This is a genomic window from Mucilaginibacter jinjuensis (assembly GCF_028596025.1).
Lineage (GTDB): Bacteria > Bacteroidota > Bacteroidia > Sphingobacteriales > Sphingobacteriaceae > Mucilaginibacter > Mucilaginibacter jinjuensis.
Genome location: NZ_CP117167.1, coordinates 3,850,788 through 3,872,645, shown reverse-complemented (window position 1 = coordinate 3,872,645; position 21,858 = coordinate 3,850,788). Strand labels below are relative to the sequence as shown.

Here is a 21,858-nt window from a genome sequence, read left to right as displayed (position 1 = left end):
AATGCAACGACGCAAATTTGTACAAAACATAGGCCTGCTATCAGCCGGTGTAATATTATCTAAAACAGGGCTGGCTGCGGCACCGGGGCAATTCCCGGTGGTGCGTGTAGCGGCAGATAAGAGACACTTCAGAAGTGAAGCTATCGAGGCCGCCATTAAACAATTTAAATCATCAGTTAAAGATGCCGAGCAAAGCTGGTTGTTTGAAAACTGTTTCCCAAATACCTTAGATACCACGGTATTTCATGAAGTAGTTAACGGCGTGCCCGATACTTATGTAATAACCGGCGATATTGACGCGATGTGGCTGCGCGATAGCTGTGCGCAGGTTTGGCCATACATTACCTTCATTAAAAATGATGCTAAGTTACGCGAACTGATTGCCGGTGTAATTAATCGCCAGGCCAGGTTTGTATTGAAAGATCCTTATGCTAACGCATTCTACAAGGATGCCAATAAAATAAGCGAATGGAAATCTGATCATACAGATATGAAGCCCGGTGTGCACGAGCGCAAATGGGAGATAGACTCGCTGTGTTACACCATCCGCCTGGCTCATGGCTATTGGAAAGAGAGCGGCGATACAAAACCTTTTACCAGCGAATGGAAAAATGCTATAGCCCTCATCCTGAAAACCTTTAAAGAGCAGCAACGCAAAACAGGCCCGGGTAGTTATCATTTCCAACGCGAAACAGATAAACCAACCGATACCATCCCGATGGACGGCTACGGTTTCCCGGTTAAGCCAACCGGCTTAATTTGCTCTATGTTTAGGCCGAGCGATGATGCTACCATTTATCCATACTTAATACCATCTAACTTTTTTGCGGTAGTAAGCTTAAAACAAGCTGCAGAGATGGTTAAAACCATAAGCGGCGACAATGCACTGTCGGCCGAATTACTGGCACTGGCTACAGAGGTTGAAGCGGCCATAAAACAACATGCCATTTACAAACACCCGGTATTTGGCGATATTTATGCTTTTGAGGTTGATGGTTTCGGCAACCATAATTTAATGGACGATGCCAACGTACCAAGCCTGCTTGCCCTGCCATACTTAAATGCAGTAGAGCTGAGCGACCCGATCTATCAGAATACGCGCAAGTTTGCCTTATCAGATTCGAACCCTTATTTCTACAAAGGTAAAGTTGCCGAAGGCATAGGCGGTCCGCATGTTGGTAAACCCGATATGGTATGGCCACTAAGCATTATTGCCCGCGGACTAACCAGTACCGATAACGAAGAAATTAAGCTGTGTTTGGCCATGCTGAAACGTTCGCATGCCGATAAGGGTTTTATGCACGAATCTTTCAATAAAGACAATGCTGCCAACTTTACCCGTAGCTGGTTTGCCTGGGCAAATACTATATACGGCGAGTTTTTATGGGAAACGCTGAAGAACAGGCCTCAGTTACTGGGTTGATAAATAACAAAGCCCGCTAAACGATTTAAACGCTTGCTTTTGGCAGGCGTTTTTTGTTTTCTCTGTTAATTAAATATCTTTATTGATAGATTATTAATCTATGACTTTCCCTTTCTCAGTTAGCTTTGATAGACGATTAAAAGCAACAATAACATCGGATAACCAACAGGAGATATTTCAATATATAAAGACAAGTATATTGAATGACAAAGCAGATAATGTTGTTATTGAAGATATGCATGTAATTTACAAAGGCTCGACATCTAACTGGAGAGGATCTTTATTTGGAAGTGTTGATGATGGTATCTTTAAATTAATCTATAAGGATAATAGTTGGTGGCTAAATTACCAGATAAACATGCGTAAGCTTTTTATTGGCACAGCAATATTATCAGGCTGTATGGGCATTTTTTCATTGGTAAATGACGGGCCCTGGTGGTTTGGCATAGCCGGATTTTTATGGTTGTGTGGTGCTAACTGGATTATCATTTTACTTACGCACGGAAGTTTAGCTACCGATATTGCAACTGGGATTGATGAATTAATATACGGTAAAATAGAGCTGCCTGAACAGGATAAAATGAACGGTGAGCTTAAAAGTTGGTTTTAATAAAATTAGTTTAATTGCCATTGATGTCCGGTCACAAAAAGTTCGCAGGTACTGCCAAAATCTGTGGAACGTTCCACCTTTGCGATATATTCTTATAACCGCTCCTTCATTAAATAAACATATTTTGATGCCTATCTTTGCCATCAATGAAAATTCTAATAATTGAGGACGAGCCCAAAGTTGCTTCATTCTTAGTAAAAGGCCTTCAGGAAGCTAATTACCAGGTTAGTTTGGCCGGTGATATTGCATCAGCCAAAAGAACGTTCGACAATGATCATTTTAACCTGCTTATTATGGACGTGCTGTTGCCGGATGGCAGCGGGATGGAACTTTGTCGCTATGTTAGAAAATCAGACACGGCTATCCCCATATTAATGCTTACGGCTTTAGATAGCGTCGACAGCAAAGTTACCGGACTGCAAGCCGGTGCCGACGATTATTTAGTTAAACCATTTCATTTCAGTGAATTATTGGCGCGTATTGAAGCCTTGCTGCGCAGATCGAAGAGTCAGCAAACAGATGCTCAAATCCTTACTTTTGCCGATCTCAAACTTAACACCTGGAACAAAACTGCCGAACGTGCCGGCACCGAAATTACTTTGACCGCCAAAGAATATGCCCTGCTGGAGCTGTTTATGCAACACCCCAACAAAACGCTATCCAGAGAATATATTGCCGAGAAAGTTTGGGGGATTGACTTCGATACCCGTACTAATTTTATAGATGTGTACGTTAATTACCTGCGCAACAAAATAGAGAAGGGCTTTAGCAGTAAGCTTATTTATACCATTATAGGCATGGGCTACATTTTAAAAGAAAAATAGCGGATGAAAATTAAAAACAGGCTGGCCTTCAATTTTTCGCTCATTACGTCGGGGGTGCTGCTTGGTATTTTAACCGTTATTTACTTTGTTTTCTACTCGTTTGTAAAGAATGATTTCTACGAACATCTGAAAGACCGCGCCAAAGTTGCTGCCCAACTCTACCTCGAGGCAGATGAAATTTCGACCGATTCACTCGGCCACGTGCGTGAGCGTTACCTCGATAAATTACCTGAAGAACTTATCGGTATTTATGATGAGCGCAACCAATCCTTCATCGCTCATAAGCATCAATACTGGTCGGATAAGGTTATCGATGACGTGCGCCGTAAAAAGCATGTCCAGTTTGCCGAAGGTAAAAGGCAGGCCGTAGGTATTTACTACAATGATAACCAGGGTAATTTCGTGATCTTGGTTTCTGCACTCGATGAGCAAAACAATAACCAGTTACTGGATATGGCCAAAATTATGCTGGTGGCCTTTATCATTATCAACGGTGGGATCTTTTTTGTAGGCCGTTGGTTTGCGCAGCGGTCACTATCACCTATTGACGGCTTAATCCGGCAGATGCAGCGTATTACCGTTAATGACCTGCATTTGCGGGTGGCAGAAGGCACAGGCAAAGATGAAATTACCGAACTGGCCCAAAACTTCAATCGCCTGCTCGAACGCCTGGATAATGCTTTCGAACTACAACAGACCTTTGTAACCAATGCCTCGCACGAGTTGCGCACGCCTGTAACCAGTATTGTAGGTGAGATCGAGATTGCCTTAAACAAGGAAAGATCACCGGATGAGTACAGGCACTTATTGAACTCCGTGTTAAATGATTCGGAAAGGTTAAACGATACGATAACCGGACTAATGGAACTGGCCCAGTCTGACATGGCGTACACCCGCGCCACCCTAAGCCCGGTAATGATTGATGAACTGATCTGGGAAATGCATGATTACTGGAGCAAACGAAGGGATGCGGGTAAGCTTATCATCGATATACAACAAATGCCCGATGATGCCAACGCTTTGGCTATTATGGCTAACAGGGCATTATTAACTATAGCTTTTAATAACGTTGTTGGTAACGCGTTTAAATTTTCCAATAATCAGCCGGTTACCTGTACTTTAAATGTAGATGATAGCTTTATCAATATCAGCATTAAAGATGTAGGCATAGGCATCCCGACTGAAGATACGCAGAAGATATTTACCTCGTTTTACCGCAGCCCTAACAGCCGTTCATTTAAAGGCAGCGGCATCGGGCTATATGTAACCCAGAAAATAATCCAGCTTTTTAATGGTACCATTGCCGTAAACTCAACCAAAGAAGGGTCAGAATTTCTGCTCAAATTCCCTGTTTCGAAATTCTAATCCCGTTCTAATGTGGTTTTAATACGGCTCTAATTCGGCCCGCATAGCTTTGTACAAACAAATAAACTATGCACCGAAAATTTGTTATCGTTCTTATCCCAATTCAACTATGGTGTATGGCTGTTATCGGTGCTTGTGCTTATGCGCAAGCACCTAACAGTGATACATTGAAGGTCAATATTAAGCAAGTTGAAGAACAATTCCTAAAAAATAACCTCACACTTATTGCGCAAAAGTATAACATAGACAATGCCAGCGCACAAATTATCACAGCAAGGTTATTCCCCAATCCAGATTTTAATTTTCAGAATGGTATCCTCAACGATACACACGATGCATACAAAAATCAGTCGGTAGGTATTTCTCAATTGTTTACTACTGCGGGTAAGCGCAATAAAAACATCCAGTTAGCCAAAATTGGCGTAGAGCAGGCCAAAGATCAGTTCTTTGACCTCATCCGTACATTAAAATTTACCCTGCGGACAGATTTTTATACCATTTACTATAACCAGCAATCGGCCAAGGTATATGATCAGGAGATAGGTTCATTAAGCAAAACCTTAACGGCGTTTAAAGAGCAATACGCCAAAGGCAATATTGCCCAAAAGGAAGTGCTGCGTATCCAATCGCAACTATATTCTTTACAGGCTGAATATAACGGCTTGGTTACCGATATAGACACAACGCAAAGTGAATTGAAAATGCTAATCAAGGCATCGCCCAACAGCTATATAGTACCTGTGGTAGATGCTGATCTGAACAGTAAGGAATCAGTTACTTCAATCCCTTATGGTAAACTGCTCGATTCGGCTTATGTAAACCGTTACGATCTTAAAAATGCCCGTGCCACGGTTGATTATAATAACATGAATTTGCAACTGCAAAAAGCTACTGCCGTGCCCGATGTTAATCTTTCTTTAGGTTACGATAAGTACGGATCATTCAATAATAATTACGTAGGAGGGGGGATTGAGTTTAACCTGCCATTCTTTAACCGCAACCAGGGTGGGATTAAACAAGCCCGCATTGCGATAGACCAAAGCAAGGTTCAACTCGAAAATCAGCAGAACCAGATAGCGATGGATCTGGCAACATCATACAAAGGTGCGTTGCGACTGGAGAAATTGTATAACAGTTTCGACCCGGCATTTAAAGGTGATTTTACGCACCTCATTCAGGAAGTATATAAGAACTATCAACTGAGAAACATCAGCCTGCTGGAGTTTATAGATTTCTACGATTCGTTTAAAACCAATACCATCCAGTTAAATAGTATCCAGCTGAGCAAAATCACCTCGCTCGAGCAGCTGAACTACGTTACAGGCACGCCATTTTTTAACCAGCAATAATATTTTAAGATACTGAAATGAAAAATTTATTGAACAAGCATAGTTTACCGGTAATAGCAACAGGTTTGTTATTGTTGAGCTTTTATTCATGCCACTCTAACGAAAACACCGAAGAAGTAAGGGAACCCTACGTAGTGCCCGATTCTTTAATGAAAACGTTGGAGGTGGATACGGTTAAAATGCAGAATATTACCTATGCCATTAAATTTAATGGTGCGGTTGATTTTAATACCGATAAAGTATCCAACATATTTCCACTGGTGAGTGGGGTGGTACAAAACATCAATGTAATGCCCGGCGATTTTGTAAAAGTAGGGCAGGTGCTGGGCCTGGTTAAAAGTAGCGAGATGGCCAACTATTCATCGTCATTAACTACTGCTGATGCTAATGTTCGCCTGGCTAAAAAGCAACTGGATCAACAACAGGATTTGTTTAAAAGCGGTCTGGCATCTAAGGTTGATATTACCAGTGCAGAGGTTAACTATGAGCAGGCTGTAGCTGCGAAAACCGCAGCGCAACGCGTACTGAGCGTTAATGGCAACAATACCAGTGGCGATTACTTTATCAAATCGCCTACAGATGGCTTTTTGGTGCAAAAGAATGTGACCAATGGCATGGCTATCCGCCCGGATAATTCGGCACCTATGTTTACGGTATCAAATCTTAAAAATGTATGGGTTGAGGCCAATGTTTATGAAGAAAACATTAGCAAGGTACATGAAGGCGATAGTGCCGATATAACAACCATATCATACCCCGATAAAGTGTTTAAAGGCCGTGTAAACAAGCTGATGAGTGTGATTGACCCTAACACTAAGGTAATGAAGATGCGGGTAATCATTGATAACCCAAACTACATTCTCAAACCGCAGATGTTTGCTACTGTAACGGTTAACAATACCGAAAATGATAAAGCCATTGCCATACCGAGTAGTGCTTTAATTTTCGACCATAGTCAGTATTACGTGATTGTGGTAAAGGGTAAAAAGGACGTGCAGATTCGACCGGTTGATGTTTTGAGTACCAATGGTAAAACCACCTACATTAAAAGCGGCGTTACACCCGGCGACCGTGTAGTTGCTTCGGATGCAATCCTGATCTATGGATCATTAAATAGTTAATCACCCCAATAAATAAACGAGCAAATGACTAAGTTTCTTAAGGGGATCATTGGATTTTCTTTAAAAAATAGAATACTCATCCTGTTTTTGGCAGGGGCGCTGGTGGTAACCGGTATCATTACCTTTATTCAGATGCCCATTGAGGCCTTCCCGGATGTAACCAATACCGAGATCGATATTATTACCCAATGGCCAGGACAAAGCGCCGAGGAGGTAGAAAAATTGGTAACCATACCGCTCGAAATTGCCCTTAACCCGGTGCAAAAGAAAATGAGCCTCCGCTCAACTTCCATCTTCGGGCTAAGCTATGTAAAGGTAATTTTTGAGGACGGCGTTAAAGACCCCGAAGCACGCCAGCAGGTAATGTACCTGCTTAATAATGCTACTTTACCTAATGGTATTGTGCCATCTGTACAGCCGCCGGTTGGGCCAACTGGCGAGATCTTCCGATATACATTAAGAAGTTCAGTTAGGGATCCGCGCGAGCTAAAAACCATTCAGGATTGGGTGATTGACAGGCGCTTGCGGGCCATACCCGGTATAGGTGATATTAACGCCTTCGGTGGTAAAAGTAAAACCTACGAGATTACCGTTAATCCCGAAAAACTGGCTACGCTTAACATTACGCCATTAGATGTATTTACTGCCGTACAGAAAACCAATATTAACGTTGGCGGCGATATGATTATCCAGAACAACCAGGCTTTTGCTGTGCGTGGTTTGGGTTTATTGAATGATATAAACGAGATCCGTAACATCATCGTCAGCAATAACAACGGTGTGCCGGTATTGGTAAAAGATGTTGCCGATGTTGAGATCTCGAACCTGCCCCGGTTGGGTTGGGTTGGCCGTAGCGATGCCGTAATTAAAAACGGCAAGCGAACTGTTACCGATGACCCGGATGCAGTGGAAGCCATTGTTGTAATGCGCAAAGGCGAAAACCCAACCGAGGTAGTAAAAGCACTAAAGGCAGAAGTTGATAAGATAAACAACGAGGTATTGCCTGCTGATACCAAAATTGTACCTTATTATGATCGTACCAACTTGATAGATTATGCAACGCATACCGTTTTGCATAATCTGATAGAAGGTATCGTGCTGGTAACCTTCCTGGTTTCGCTGTTTATGTTTAACTGGCGTACCACGCTTATTGTGTCTATCATTATTCCGCTGGCTTTGTTGTTTGCCTTTATCTGCCTGCACTTAATGGGCATGTCGGCCAATTTGTTATCACTGGGTGCGGTCGATTTTGGGATTATTATAGACGGGGCCGTGGTAATGGTAGAGGGGATGTTTGTAATCCTCGATCATAAAGCCATTCAATTGGGCATGGATCGCTTTAACAAGATCGCCAAACTGGGCCTCATCAAAAATAACGGTGCCATTTTAGGTAAGGCCATCTTTTTTGCCAAGCTCATTATTATAACCGGTTTGCTGCCTGTATTTGCGTTTCAAAAGGTAGAAGGTAAGCTATTCTCACCGTTGGCTTATACTTTGGGTTTTGCTTTGCTAGGTGCTTTAATTACTACGCTTACCCTGGTGCCGGTATTAATCAGCTTGTTGCTGAAAAAGAACGTACACGAAAAACACAACCCGTTTGTGCACCACCTTACTGCATTTATGCTGGGAGGTTTCGTGAAATCATTTAAGATGAAAGAGATTGTAGTAACGGTTTCTTTAATAGCGATGGTTGTGGGCTTATTCTCCTTTAAATTCTTGGGAAGCGAATTTTTACCCGAACTGGATGAAGGTGCAATATGGCTGCGGGTACAGCTACCTTACAGCGTATCGCTCGATCAGTCTGTGGCTACCTCCAAGCAGGTACGTCAGATATTGATGACTTTCCCTCAAGTGAAATACGCCGTTTCACAAACCGGTCGGCCGGATAATGGTACTGATGTGGCCGGTTTCTACAATAATGAGTTTGACGTGTTGATGTATCCCGAGGAAGACTGGAACCCTAAGATCAGCAAAGAGCAACTCATTGCTCAGATGAATGCCAAGCTGGATAAAATACCTGGTGCCGAGCTTAACTTTTCGCAACCGATTAGTGATAACGTGGAAGAAGCGGTATCGGGTGTAAAGGGCTCAATCGTAGTAAAGGTTTACGGCGATTCGCTCAATTACATGGAAACCAAGGTTAACCAGGTTTACCGTATCCTGAAAGATGTTAAAGGTATTGAAGATTTGGGTGTGCTGAAAAGTATCGGCCTGCCCGAACTGGATATTCAGCTCGATCAGCAAAAGATGGCGCAGTATGGCGTAGCTACTGCCGATGCCAACTCGGTAATTTCAATGGCTATTGGCGGTCAGGCAGCATCAACACTGTATGAAGGCGTACGTACGTTCGATATCAGAATCCGTTTCCCGGAAGCCTTCCGCCGAACGCCTGCTGATATTGGTAACTTGTTAGTGCCAACCCAAAGCGGTGCGAAGGTGGCTATTAACCAGATTGCCTCCATCACACAAAAAACTGGTCCTTGTTTAATTTTCAGGGATGGAAATGAGCGTTATGCTACGCTTAAATTCTCGGTACGTGGCCGCGATATGGGTAGTACCATTGCTGAGGCACAGCAAAAAGTAAACGCTAAAGTTAAACTGCAACGAGGTTACCACCTGGCATGGCAGGGCGATTTTGAAAATCAGCAACGTGCTCAGAAACGTTTAACACAGGTAGTGCCGATCAGCTTAATTATGATTTTTGGCTTACTGTTTATCATGTTCGGTAATGTGAAAGATGCAGCGTTGGTATTCCTCAATGTTCCGTTCGCCATAGTAGGAGGTATCATCGCTTTATTTTTAACCGGTACTAACTTCAGTATCTCGGCAGGTATTGGTTTTATCGCGTTGTTTGGTATCTGTATCCAGGATGGGGTATTGCTGATCACCGTTTTCAAACAAAATCTCGAAAACCTGAAACAAGGCGAAGGCTCAAATCTATATACGGCGATTAAACTGGGTGTAAATTCACGCATCAGGCCGGTAATGATGACCGCTTTGATGGCCGCCATCGGTTTATTCCCGGCTGCTATCTCGCACGGTATCGGGTCTGAAAGCTCGAGGCCTTTGGCACGGGTAGTAATTGGTGGTATTTTATGTGCTATGTTGTTCAGCCTTTGGGTATTCCCGTTAATATTTGGATGGGCATACCGTAAAGCTGACAAGCCGCATGGCGATAATTAAATTCTCAAAAACTGACTGACTATATAGAAGCGGCGGGCGATTTTGCCCGCCGTTTCATGTTTAAACAACGCCCTCAACGCTGATTTGCGCTCTTGCCTGTTTAGCAGCAGCAACCATGTTTACTAAAGCTGCCTTAGTTTCTGGCCATTTGCGGGTTTTTAAACCGCAATCAGGGTTAACCCAAAGATTTTGAGCCGGGAGCAAATCTGCCGCTTTGGTTAGCAACGCCACCATCTCTTCGGTGCTTGGTACACGTGGCGAGTGGATATCATATACGCCAGGACCGATCTCATTCGGATATTCGAAATGAGCGAAGGCATGCAACAGCTCCATTTGCGAGCGTGAGGTTTCAATCGTGATCACGTCCGCGTCCATTGCTGCAATATGTTCAATAATATCGTTAAACTCACTGTAGCACATGTGGGTATGGATCTGAGTCTCGTCCTTTACACCACTGGCGGTTACACGAAAGGCTTTTACTGCCCAATCCAGGTAGTGGGGGCGTTTGGCTTTACGCAAAGGTAAGCCCTCGCGAATTGCCGCCTCATCAATCTGCACAATACCGATGCCTGCTGCCTCCAATGCTAATACTTCATCATGAATAGCCAAAGCGATTTGATTGGTGGTCACATCACGCGGTTGATCATCACGCACGAACGACCATTGCAGAATAGTTACCGGGCCGGTTAACATACCTTTCATTGGCTTGTCGGTTTGCGCAGCAGCAAATTTACTCCAGCGCACAGTCATGTCTTTAGGGCGGCTCACGTCACCATAAATAACCGGAGGTTTTACACAACGGCTGCCGTAGCTTTGTACCCAGCCATTTTTGGTGAAAAGGAACCCATCCAGCTGTTCGCCAAAGTATTCAACCATATCGTTACGCTCAAATTCGCCATGAACCAAAACGTCCAGGCCAATTTCTTCCTGCCAGCGGATTGAGTCGATAGTTGCCTGTTCAATCTTTTTTTCATACTCATCCACCGTAAATTCGCCTTTTTTGAATTTGGCGCGTAGCTGACGGATATCATCCGTTTGCGGGAATGAACCAATGGTAGTTGTAGGGAAGGATGGAAGAGTAAAACGTTCGCGTTGAATTTGCTGGCGTACCGGGAATGCGCTTGTACGGGTGGCATCGGCTTTGGCAATGGCTTCGACACGGATCTTAACCGCCTGTTTATGCACTTTTTGCGAGGCACGGCGACTTTGAATTGCTTTTTTATTGGCGTTAAGCAATTCGGTATTGCCTACGGCAATTTGCTTTAATTCATCTACCTCGTTCAATTTTTGTTTAGCAAAAGCCATCCAGTTTTTAATCTCGGGGTCAATCGCAATTTCCAAATCAAGATCTATCGGGCTATGCAGCAACGAGCATGATGGTGCAATAATTACCCTATCGGTGCCCAGCTTTTCAACTGCTTTATTGATAAAGCCCAACGATTTCTCGTAGTCGTTTTTCCAAACGTTACGGCCATCAACCACGCCTAACGAAAGCTGCAAATGTGTAGGGATTAATGAAAGTACTTCATCCAGTTGTTCAGGAGCGCGTACGAGGTCGATGTGCAGGGCAGCAACCGGCAGGTTAACTGCTAATGCGGTATTATCCAGCAATGCTTCAAAATAGGTAGCAACCAATATCTTAATACCGCTTACACGGTTGGCAATAGCACGGTAAGCAAACTCATAAGCTTCTTTGTCTTTTTTAGAAAGGTCGAGCGCCAGGCAAGGTTCGTCTAACTGGACCCATTCGGCGCCTTGTTGTTTTAAACGGTTGATTATCTCTACGTAAACCGGCACCAACTGTTTAATCAGGTCTATACGCTCAAAACCCTCTTCTTTTTCTTTACCCAGTAACAGGTAGCTTACCGGGCCTAATAATACAGGTTTAGCTTTTGTGCCAACGCTTTGTTTGGCGGCATTGTACTCGCTAAATACTTTTTCAGAAAATATCTTAAATTCTTGTTTAGCCGTAAATTCGGGTACAATGTAGTGGTAGTTGGTATCCAGCCACTTGGTCATTTCCATGGCGGTAATATCCAGCCCGTCTTTCTGGTAACCACGCGCCATGGCAAAATACAGGTCGGTTTCCTGGTTGGTTTTTACCTCGGTGAGCACTTTACTGTAACGCTGAGGGATTACACCCAGTAGCAGGCTCATGTCAAGTACCTGGTCGTAAAAACTGAAGTCGTTGCAAGGGATCAGGTCGATACCTGCATTAACCTGCGTTTGCCAGTTTTCTTCCCTGATAGTGCGGGCTATCTGCTTTAATTCATCCAGGCCGATTTTACCTGCCCAATATTGTTCGCAGGCTTTTTTTAGTTGTCGTTGGCCACCAATTCGCGGGTAGCCCAGGTTTTGCGTTAGCATTTTTTTAATGTTTTAATTAGAAATACTTTAAAATTGCTTTTGACAAACTTTACAAGCTTCGCGAAAACCAGGGCATGTTGAGGGTAGGGGCAGGCAAATTGCCGGCCATTGAGAACCCTCATATCAGGCCATTTGCTTTTTTCGCGAAAGCATTGTCCTTCCAAAACAGGCAGGTATCCTGGCTTATAACATTTCAGCGTCCTTCCCATCCGCCGATAGGCGATCAGTGGACATTGCTGGCTGAAACTTGTTTTGTTACTTACAGTTGCGCGACAGCCCGTGATTTGCACACGGTTCCCTATTAATTTCGATCTCTCGAAAACCTTTTTTGGTTGATAAAGTAATGAAAAGAACTACGTTACAATTTGCCTTTGTTACAAGGTTAAATTTTCAAACAAAGCTACCGAGTAAGATTTAATAACTGTATATATGTATTTATTTAAGTATAATAATCCATTTTATATTGATTGGAAAGAATTTTATACTTTTGATGTGTTCGAAATTAACCTGTAAAAGAAAATTATTCTATGGAAGGGCTTGATGATATTGATATTCAGTTATTAAAACTGCTGGGAACAGATTCGGAAATAACGGTTAAAGAGTTGGCTGCTAAAGTGAACCTTTCTGCATCACCAGTTTTTGAACGGGTAAAAAGGTTAAAAACCAATGGTTACATCAAAAAATATATTGCTTTGATCGATGCAGAAAAGCTCAATTATGGCCTAATTGTTTTTTGCAATATCAAACTTAAACAACACGACAAGAGCATAGGGTACAAGTTTGTGACAGACATTATGCAACTGAACGAAGTTGTTGAATGCTACAATATCTCCGGCGATTTCGATTTTCTTTTAAAAGTGTACGCCAGGGATATGAAACATTACCAGGACTTTGTGTTTAACAAACTCGGCTCGGTAACCAGTATTGGAAGCACACACAGCACTTTTGTGATGAGCGAGAATAAAAATACGTATAACATAAATCTTTAGTCTCTAAAGCTGCATTTTTTACAACCCGCTTAACCGCGTGGTGGTAAAGACAAAGTGACCGGGTATATCGCCTGTTTCCACATCCCATTTATACTTGCCTCCGGGTGTAAAGCAGTACAATCTGCCCGGGGTAACATAATCCTTGGCATCGGTCACAAAAATTTCCTTTGTTTGTGGGTTTACGGCAATACCGTAGGGGATGGTTATCTTTTTATCTGTGCCATCGGTAATAAAATTGGATGATACTACGGCTTGTTGCGCCGTATTTACGATAGCATAGCTAATGGTATTTTTTTGTGTAGTATAATTAAATCCGGCACTGATCACGTAAGCCGAATCTCCACAGATGGTAAGGTTACTTGCCGGCAGATTAAGTGTTTTAGAAACCTGGTCGCTGGAGTTTAGGATATAGATATTGGATGGGATGGTGTAATAATCCCCCCGCGAAGTTACATAGATATTGCCGTACGTATCCAATTTTAAGTGTTCGAGATTGATCGCAACTGTGATCTTTTTAACCTGTTTAAAAGTGTTGAGATCTATTACCGACACTGTATTATCATAGTTGGGTACCCGGTAACCACCTGAGTTGGCTACGTATAAAAAATTGTTACGCACCACCATTTCTTCGGGTTGGTAACCCACCACGCAGGTATCTTTAACCGTAAGTGTAGTAGTATCAATACGGGCCACATAACCCAATCTCGCATTCGGATCAATCTGTACCGGCCCCGCATAAGAGCTTACATAAGCATAACCTTTGTCAAAAGCCAGGTAGCGGCAATTGGGTATCGAGATGGTGGCGATATGTTTTGCAGTTTTTACATCCATTACCTCAACCAGATTTGATACATTAATAACTGCATAAAGCTTATTGCCGTAGATCTGGATATCATTCCCAACATCACCCAACTCCTTCACAATTGATGGGTTGCGTGAGGGATAAATGTTTTTGAGATAAGTTCCTGAGGGATAATCATAATAATCTATAGAAGCTTTATTACTACCCATGTTACCTTCGTTTAACAAAAAGAACCCTTTTATCGAGCCTGTTGTGCCGGTTGTTACCGTTGTGGTTGTGGGTTGGATAACTTTATCATCCTTCCTGCAAGAATAAAGCACTGCGACAATTAGCAGGAATAAAAAGATCTTTTTCATATAGTGATATTCATAATGATTTTATAATTGATCCCAGGCATTGGGTAATAAGGCACTACTTCATATTGCTGGTTAAACAGGTTATTAACCTCGGCAGTGAACCTGCATTTTTTAAAATTCCGCGACAACGAGATATCATGGGTATAAAAAGGCTTCTCATAATTTTCGGGGATATTAGCGATAGACTGATACCGTTCGCCAGTATAGATGTAGCTATAATTTAAACTCCAGTTTTTGTACGATGGGCTGATGATTACAGAGCCGCTGTTCCAGGGAGCATAAGGGATTTGTCCGCCGTAATATGGGCTGGTTAGGTCTGTAAAGTCTTGTGCTTTTTGATAGGTATAACTTAAGCGGGAGTTAAGCAAAATAGAGTTACTTATTTGCCATGTGCTTTGTACAGTCGCGTCAATACCTTTGATTTCCACATACCCGAGGTTGATCATCGTCCAGCGAAACTGGTTAGAGGTAGGTACTGCGATGATTTTGTTTTTTACCTGGTTGTAATAACCATCTACCTGTAATTCTATGCGGCGAAGCGCCTGGTGTTCATAGTTATGCCCATACGTAAAGCCTGCATCATATTGGGTAGTATATTCGGGTTTGAGGTCGATGTTACCTATAAACGTATAGTAAAGATCATTGAGCGTTGGCATCCGGAAGATGCGTTTATAAAAGGCACGAAGATTAAAATCCTGATTTGCCCAGGGCTTATAAGCAAAGATGAGCGAAGGCGTATATTGCTGCTTATCATCTGCGGCGCTATTGGCTATGCGGGTAGTTTCATGCACATAAGTTGCCAACAAAGAGGCTTGTAGTTTTAATTTGCCAAAATCTAATGAAGTGGCCAGTGCACTTAATCCGGTATAGCGGGTAGGGTAAACAAAGTTCACCAGGTCGGCATCGAGTTTATTCCAGATAAAATCGGTAGATAGGTTAACGCTCCACCACGGGTTCAGGTTAAACAAGTTGGCGGCTGACAGATAGGTTTCCTGCTGCTTATAATGGTTGTTAACGTAGATGGTAGAAACATCCAGGCGTGGGTCTGACAAGTAATGCAGATAATCATAAGCATATTTGCCACTCACCTGTAGGCTATAAAAAGGACTGAATGTTTTGCGGAAATTGGACTGGATAAATAAATTCTCATCCCATTGCCGGTCCTGATGAGGGAACTGGCCCGGCACATCCCTTACAGAAGCACCCGGATAACCCCTGTCCGAATCATAAAAATAAATCTTGGTGTTCCAGTCTCCATTATCAATTCGGCCGTGTACGCCGGCTTCTAAACGCAGGTATCGTACATCATCATTGGTACGCCTTTGCGTGGTATCATAACCATTGGCTTTGGTATAAGTGAAAGGATAATTGCCTTTGGTATACAAATATTCGCTGCTGAAAGATGTTGCAATACTATCGGTTAACCGGTGCTCCCAAAGTACGGATGGATTTATGGTACCGAATGAACCGCCCTTTAAAGTTATTTTATAGTGATCAACGGTATCACCCGCAAACTTGGGCACCCGTGAAACCATATAAATAGAACCCGCCGAGGCAAAATCTTTGGCGGGCTGAAAAATGGCGCTCTTCTGCCCGTTATAAAGAGAAATAGACTCCATATTGTCTAACGAGAACCTGCCTAAATCAACCATGCCGTTTTGTGCATTACCCAATTCAATGCCGTCATAAAATACCCCAACGTGTTGCGTACCCAGGCTCCGGATGTTAACTGTTTTTAGGCCACCTATACCGCCATAATCTTTAACCTGCGCACCAGAAAAGTAACGTATGGCATCTGCAACCGAGTGGGCACTAAGATTTTTAAGTTCCTGGCCCGATAGGGTTTGTACCGGGATAATCTCTTTACGGATACGGCTATCCATAATCTGCACCTCTTTAAGGTGGTGGGTGGTATCAGGAGTAGATTTAGTTGTTGTATCCCGCTTTTGGGCATCAGCGGCAGTGATCCCCAAAAGGACGAACATAAAAAATAATAAATGATAGCGTAAAGCTATTTCCATAAGCGATGCAGAGTTAACTCCACAGCCTAAGGCACAAAAATGAAATGAAAGGTATAAATAAAGACACCTGCACATCCCAGCTTCAATCCCCGAAAGCTATGAATTATATAATGCAATGGCAGGTCTTCTGACTTACTCTCCTCGGCCCGGTCTTCCCATCTCAATATAAATTGAAACAGTGACCATTTGATTGGGCTTTGTTAACAGAGCTTACAGCTGCGGGACAGTCCCGGAATTACACCGGCTTCCCTTTTAATCCCGGTCGTGAGTTCGGGAACCAAAACGGTGCAAAGGTAATTAATAATTAAGTATTGTGGTTATTGTTGCGAAACAGTAGCGCTTATTACGCCAGTAGTTCATAAGAGGCTCGCAGATAGGTAAATAAAGCGGGGCGAAGGTCATCCAGTAGAGATAGACGGATATGGTTTTCAAACTTTTTACCCCAGGCTGTACTTTTAATTACAGGCCGTTCTGCATGCTGTGTTTTGGAATAAAACTTAATATCCAACTCCTTTTTCATCGGCCTGATAACCAAAAAAGTGAGTCTGTGCGTAAATACAATACAATTTGGGGTTGTACCTACAAGTACACCATCCCAGTCGGCCACTTCGGCCAATATCTTGTCAAATAAAAGTATAAGCTCAGGCGAGCGCCCGTGGAATAGGCTGTCCAGGCTAACACGCTCGCAATAGTGCCTTTGCTCTGGTTTATGTAGTTCGCGGTCACATTTCGGGCAAATCCAGGTCATCTGTTTACTTATAAGATTTGATTTTTAAAGATAAGCTTTTAATAAGCAGATTAAACTTAACGCATTAACCAATACGCCGGTTTGGTAATTCATAGGGTATTCAATCAAATAATATTATAATATGCTATTAATGGGGTATTTTATATTATTAATGGCTTATTAGTTTTCTATTATAAGTTAATTAATACGCTGCCGGTAAATTGGTTACAATAAAGATGCAGGTCCCTGCTGCATTTAATATTAACCTAATACCAAATCTGTTAATGGAAATCACTGTATTAATACCACCTTAAGGCGTTTGCCTGTCTGTAACGCTCCATAATTAATCTTTTACCAATTATTAATCAATCAATTAATTTATGAATTACAAAAACTTAAAAATTAGCTTACTGCTAATGTCTGGCCTAATTATGGGAGCCTGCGCCAAAAAAAATGTAGGAGGTACCGAACCTGTCACGGCAAACAAATTAAATGTAAAAGTTAACTCTTCGCCCGTGGGCGATGTTGTAGGAAAAGTTACCGTTGGATACCAGGGCTGGTTTGCGGCCATTGGAGATGGTGGCCCATATAATGGCTGGTGGCACTGGTGTAACCCAGATAGCCAGACACCAAATGCGAACAACATCGGCATTAAATCATGGCCCGATGTGAGGGAATATACCAGCACCTATCAAACCGGTTTTGCTAACCTTAATAATGGCAGCCCGGCTAAGTTATTCTCATCGTACAATGATCAAACGGTTAATACACAGTTTACCTGGATGCAGCAAAACGGTATTGACTGTGCTGCATTGCAACGCTTTAACCCTAATGGTGGCGAAGGTGCAATCCGCGATGCGGTAACCGCCAAAGTTAAAACTGCAGCCGAGGCAACCGGCCGCAAGTTTTATATTATGTATGATGTTGGCGGCTGGACTAATATGCAGACCGAAATTAAGGCAGACTGGACTAATAAAATGTCGGCTTATACTTCATCGTCTGCTTATGCCCGCCAAAATGGTAAACCGGTGGTATGTATCTGGGGATTTGGTTTTAATGATGCTAATCACCCTTTCTCTGCCTCAGTTTGTCTAGATGTAATCAACTGGTTTAAAAGCCAGGGCTGCTATATTATTGGCGGTGTGCCTGCCTACTGGCGCGACCCGAATGCCAGTGAAGTGCAGCCCAACTTTTTGCCAACTTTTAATGCGTTTAACATGATTTCGCCGTGGATGATTGGTAAGATCGGGTCTATCGCCGATGCCAATAACTTTTACAATAATACCCAGATAGGTGATCAGGCGTATTGCAATAGTAACGGTATAGATTATCAGCCATGCGTTTTACCGGGCGATTTACAATTACGCCAGCGTGCTCACGGTGATTTAATGTGGACCCAGTTTTACAACCTGATCAGGGGCGGTGCGCAAGGGCTTTACATTTCGATGTTTGATGAGTATAACGAAGGTAACCAAATTGCCAAAACTTCAGAAAATTCATCATTTGTGCCGGCAGGCTCTAACTTTTTATCACTGGATGAAGATGGTACAGCATGTTCTGCCGATTACTATTTGCGACTTACCGGCGATGGCGGCAAAATGCTGAAAGGGCAAATCTCCCTAACCTCAATTCGACCTACAGCACCGGTAGTTGGTGGCGGTTCGGGCCCGGTTGCTCCAATAGGGCAGACTGTTACCTTCAAAGGATCAAATAACCTGTATGTGAGCAGCGAGAACGGCACTCAAGCCATGAATTGCAATCGCACTACGGCCCAAGGATGGGAGCAGTTTGCGGTAGTTAACGGCGGCAGTGGTAAAGTATCGTTGATGACACAGGGTAAATATGTATCGTCAGAAAATGGTACGCAGGCTATAACCTGTAACCGCACGGCGATTGGCCCATGGGAACAGTTTGATTGGATCAGTAATTCGGATGGGACAATCTCTTTACGTGGTAACAACGGTAAATACGTGTCGAGCGAAGGTGGAACACAAGCCATGACTTGTACACGGTCGACCATTACAGCAACTGAGAAATTCCGTATTAATCAGTAAGTAACACCGTTAATAAACAAGAAAGCCAGCATGAGGGATGCTGGCTTTCTTGTTTTAAATGGATTGTAGCAGATTAAGGCACATCTACCTTAATCACCTGCGAGTAGTTATATTTCTTATAACTATCATCTACACGTGCACCAACCCTGGCGTAAAACGTACGCCCCGATTTTAAGTTGGTAACAGTTAACGTGTAAGTGGTTGAAGCAATCGCATCAGACCATGCACTGTTAATGTTAACCTGGTTAGGGTCGCTGTACTGGCTGATGGTTGCGCCGCTGCCTACAAACTCAGTTGTGTTTACAAATGGCTTAACATCTAAGACATTAGGCAAACCTGCTGTAATAGGGGCTGCAATGTTGAATTTTAGTGTTAATGTAGTGCCTGATAAACTACTTGTCAGGTTCTTGATCTGCAGGTAAGGCGTAACGGTGAAATCTTTGGATGTTACCCCGCTGATGTCCAGTTCCTCACCTGTAACAGGCCAGAATGCACCTTGGGTAGGGGTTACGCGGTAGTGGCCTTTAAATAGTTTAGAATCTTCATAAGTGCCATCGTTTTTTGATGGGATATATTGCGGGGTAGGCGTAGCGCTCCAGCTTAATTCTTCGAGCATTACCTGCATGCCGGCTGTTTCTGTCAAAAAGTTGGCATTTGTTGTTTTATCAATGATCCTCCCTTGAAAGGTAGAATCCGGCCCCGGATAATTATCGGGTTTGGTACATGCTGAAATTAGTAGTGTGGCAAATACCAGCAATAGGGGACTGATTATTTTTTTCATGATGAAATATTTTTAGAATTAATAGCCTGGATTATTTGGATATAGGTTGGGGTTTTTACCTAATTCGCCACCTGGGATAGGTTCGTAATACCATTTTTTATCGAAGGTATAAGTACGCTGAAACGTTTCTACGTCGCGAATGAAGATGTATTTCTTCTCGTCGATAACATAGTAAGGCAGCAGGGCGTGGAATTTGGTATTATCCAAAACTTTATCAGCCGTATGCCATCTGCGCAGATCCCACCAATAGTGTTTCTCAAATGCCAGTTCTTTACAACGTTCGTTACGGATGGTATCGATGGTCATGCCACCTGTTGATAGGGTAGCGCCTGCACGTGTCCTGATCTGGTTGATCATGTTTAATGCATCAGCTGTTTGACCCAGTTCAAATGACGCTTCGGCACGGTTCAGCAACACTTCTGCGTAGCGGATATCTATCCAGCTTTGGGTACTTTTATACAAACCGCAGTCTGATTGAAGTTTGTTATAAGCCACATATTTTCTTACGAAAAAGCCTGTACGGGTTTTATTATCACCATCGGTGCTAATACCTGTAAAACCGATAATACGTAAGCCATTGTAAAGCGCATCTGTACTACCTGCTAAATGCTGATATTGATGGTTTGGTGGAGTAAGACCAATTTCGGCAGCAGCAGTACCGCTGAAATGATCATACAAACCTCTTTGTACATCGAAAGTAAGTCCCCTCAATGTAGCGCCAGGAAAGTAGATCGATGCCTTTAAGCGTGGCTCTAATCCTGCCATAATATCAGCCAGGCTATTGAATCTTATTGGTGTACCATCAGCATTGGTTACTTTAAGAGTGGTGTAACGCTCTACATCTTCAATAGTAGGGTAAGCGCGCGAATCACCATCAGCAGTCATGTAGCGTGGCGAAAACGTAGCATCATAACTGTGCGCAGTACCGCTCGGTACAGAATAATCCCGCACAAAAATATTCTCAGGGCTATCCTGGTCTAAAAACGCTTGTACATAGTTTTGCTCTTTATCGCCAACCTTGTTGTACAACTGGTAGTGGCCATCAAGCAATTTAGCAGCATCTACAGATTTCTGGAAGAAACCATTGGCTTCTGATGCCGGTATGCCGGTATAGCCAGCTGTTTGTGCAGGCCCTGCTACGAAATTAACCGAACCATATTTGGCAATACTACCTGCATATAACATAGCCCTTGATTTAAGTGCTGCTGCTACATATTTGTTAGCCCTGCCACGGTCATTACTCTCTGGCATCATGCTGTAAGCTTTGTCCAAATCGTCGGCAATAAAATTGTATACATCAATTTCCTTATCACGATGCACTTGTAATGATTCGAGGCTACCTTGTGGATCCTGCACAGTTTTAATGATCGGGATACCACCGTAGCGTTTCACCATAGCGAAATAAAAGTAAGCCCTTAAAAAATAGGCTTCGCCCAGTAACTGGTTTTTCTGTGCGTCAGTAATACCTTGGCCGCCTTTAGGCAGGTTTTCAATAAAATAATTAATATTACGCACCCATTTATAAGGCCAGTAACCGAAACCCTGTGCAGCATCACCTGTGCCGCCGTAAGGGCCAACAAGTTCGCCGCTTAAGCTGCCCGGGTTATAAAAACACTGCCAGCGGCCGCCATCCAGGTAACTAAAGCCTCCGTTGTTGCCTTCGTTGTTTGGGTCGTAGCCGCCGTCGTTACGGTAAATGAAATCTTCCATAGGCAAGCGGCTGTAAATACTTGCCAGGTAAGCCGTAACGCCCGTTGGGGTGCTAAATACAGCTTCGTCTGTAATAATGTTTTTTGGCGCTACCTCCAGCTTATGGCACGATGCCAGGGCCACGGTTGCGGCAATTGTTATGATGGTATGTTTTAAATTTTTCATATCTCGTAAAT

15 protein-coding genes and 2 riboswitches are annotated in these 21,858 nt (G+C 43.0%); of the genes, 9 read left to right on the top strand and 6 right to left on the bottom strand.

The window, feature by feature from the left end:
* Window position 1 precedes the first annotated feature (1 nt).
* From PQO05_RS17050 to PQO05_RS17020, 7 genes are all read left to right on the top strand, one after another.
* Complete coding sequence (locus PQO05_RS17050; RefSeq protein ID WP_273628634.1) at window positions 2–1,423, top strand: glycoside hydrolase family 125 protein; 1,422 nt, start codon at window positions 2–4, stop codon at window positions 1,421–1,423.
* Between the two features lie 100 nt (window positions 1,424–1,523).
* Window positions 1,524–2,033 (top strand): hypothetical protein, encoded by a 510-nt coding sequence (locus PQO05_RS17045; RefSeq protein ID WP_273628633.1) that lies wholly within the window; start codon window positions 1,524–1,526, stop codon window positions 2,031–2,033.
* Between the two features lie 146 nt (window positions 2,034–2,179).
* Window positions 2,180–2,857 (top strand): response regulator transcription factor, encoded by a 678-nt coding sequence (locus PQO05_RS17040; protein WP_273628632.1) that lies wholly within the window; start codon window positions 2,180–2,182, stop codon window positions 2,855–2,857.
* 3 nt (window positions 2,858–2,860) lie between these two features.
* Complete coding sequence (locus tag PQO05_RS17035) at window positions 2,861–4,222, top strand: HAMP domain-containing sensor histidine kinase (protein ID WP_273628631.1); 1,362 nt, start codon at window positions 2,861–2,863, stop codon at window positions 4,220–4,222.
* A 68-nt stretch (window positions 4,223–4,290) separates the two neighbouring features.
* On the top strand, window positions 4,291–5,571 hold the full coding sequence (locus tag PQO05_RS17030) for a TolC family protein (protein WP_273628630.1): 1,281 nt from the start codon (window positions 4,291–4,293) through the stop codon (window positions 5,569–5,571).
* Between the two features lie 17 nt (window positions 5,572–5,588).
* On the top strand, window positions 5,589–6,692 hold the full coding sequence (locus tag PQO05_RS17025) for an efflux RND transporter periplasmic adaptor subunit (RefSeq protein WP_273628629.1): 1,104 nt from the start codon (window positions 5,589–5,591) through the stop codon (window positions 6,690–6,692).
* Between the two features lie 24 nt (window positions 6,693–6,716).
* Complete coding sequence (locus tag PQO05_RS17020; RefSeq protein ID WP_273628628.1) at window positions 6,717–9,875, top strand: efflux RND transporter permease subunit; 3,159 nt, start codon at window positions 6,717–6,719, stop codon at window positions 9,873–9,875.
* Between the two features lie 60 nt (window positions 9,876–9,935).
* Here PQO05_RS17020 and metE read toward each other — a convergent pair whose 3' ends face one another.
* Window positions 9,936–12,242: a 5-methyltetrahydropteroyltriglutamate--homocysteine S-methyltransferase gene (gene metE / locus PQO05_RS17015; protein WP_273628627.1), complete on the bottom strand. Its 2,307-nt coding sequence runs from the start codon at window positions 12,240–12,242 to the stop codon at window positions 9,936–9,938.
* Window positions 12,243–12,393: 151 nt separating this feature from the next.
* A riboswitch (cobalamin riboswitch) is annotated at window positions 12,394–12,584 on the bottom strand.
* A gap of 185 nt (window positions 12,585–12,769) precedes the next feature.
* On the opposite strand from metE, the gene PQO05_RS17010 reads away from it, so the two are divergent.
* Window positions 12,770–13,231 carry an Lrp/AsnC family transcriptional regulator gene (locus tag PQO05_RS17010; RefSeq protein ID WP_273628626.1) on the top strand — a complete coding sequence of 154 codons (462 nt, stop codon included), beginning with the start codon at window positions 12,770–12,772 and terminating at the stop codon, window positions 13,229–13,231.
* 18 nt (window positions 13,232–13,249) lie between these two features.
* On the opposite strand, the gene PQO05_RS17005 is transcribed toward PQO05_RS17010, so the two are convergent.
* From PQO05_RS17005 to PQO05_RS16995, 3 genes are all read right to left on the bottom strand, one after another.
* A complete protein-coding gene (locus PQO05_RS17005; protein ID WP_273628625.1) occupies window positions 13,250–14,389 on the bottom strand; it encodes a YncE family protein in 1,140 nt (379 codons plus the stop codon).
* Window positions 14,386–16,410 carry a TonB-dependent receptor gene (locus PQO05_RS17000; RefSeq protein WP_273628624.1) on the bottom strand — a complete coding sequence of 675 codons (2,025 nt, stop codon included), beginning with the start codon at window positions 16,408–16,410 and terminating at the stop codon, window positions 14,386–14,388. The genes PQO05_RS17005 and PQO05_RS17000 overlap by 4 nt, the downstream gene beginning before the upstream one ends.
* A 100-nt stretch (window positions 16,411–16,510) precedes the next feature.
* Window positions 16,511–16,707, bottom strand: a riboswitch (cobalamin riboswitch).
* 46 nt (window positions 16,708–16,753) lie between these two features.
* Window positions 16,754–17,158: a DUF5655 domain-containing protein gene (locus PQO05_RS16995; protein ID WP_273628623.1), complete on the bottom strand. Its 405-nt coding sequence runs from the start codon at window positions 17,156–17,158 to the stop codon at window positions 16,754–16,756.
* 359 nt (window positions 17,159–17,517) lie between these two features.
* On the opposite strand from PQO05_RS16995, the gene PQO05_RS16990 reads away from it, so the two are divergent.
* The gene (locus tag PQO05_RS16990) at window positions 17,518–19,191 is read left to right on the top strand and encodes a hypothetical protein (RefSeq protein WP_273628622.1); all 1,674 of its coding nucleotides are present in this window, start codon (window positions 17,518–17,520) and stop codon (window positions 19,189–19,191) included.
* A 73-nt stretch (window positions 19,192–19,264) separates the two neighbouring features.
* On the opposite strand, the gene PQO05_RS16985 is transcribed toward PQO05_RS16990, so the two are convergent.
* Window positions 19,265–19,972, bottom strand: coding sequence for a DUF3823 domain-containing protein (locus tag PQO05_RS16985; RefSeq protein WP_273628621.1), 708 nt, complete (start codon window positions 19,970–19,972; stop codon window positions 19,265–19,267).
* A gap of 18 nt (window positions 19,973–19,990) precedes the next feature.
* A complete protein-coding gene (locus tag PQO05_RS16980) occupies window positions 19,991–21,847 on the bottom strand; it encodes a RagB/SusD family nutrient uptake outer membrane protein (RefSeq protein WP_273628620.1) in 1,857 nt (618 codons plus the stop codon).
* Between the last annotated feature and the right edge of the window lie 11 nt (window positions 21,848–21,858).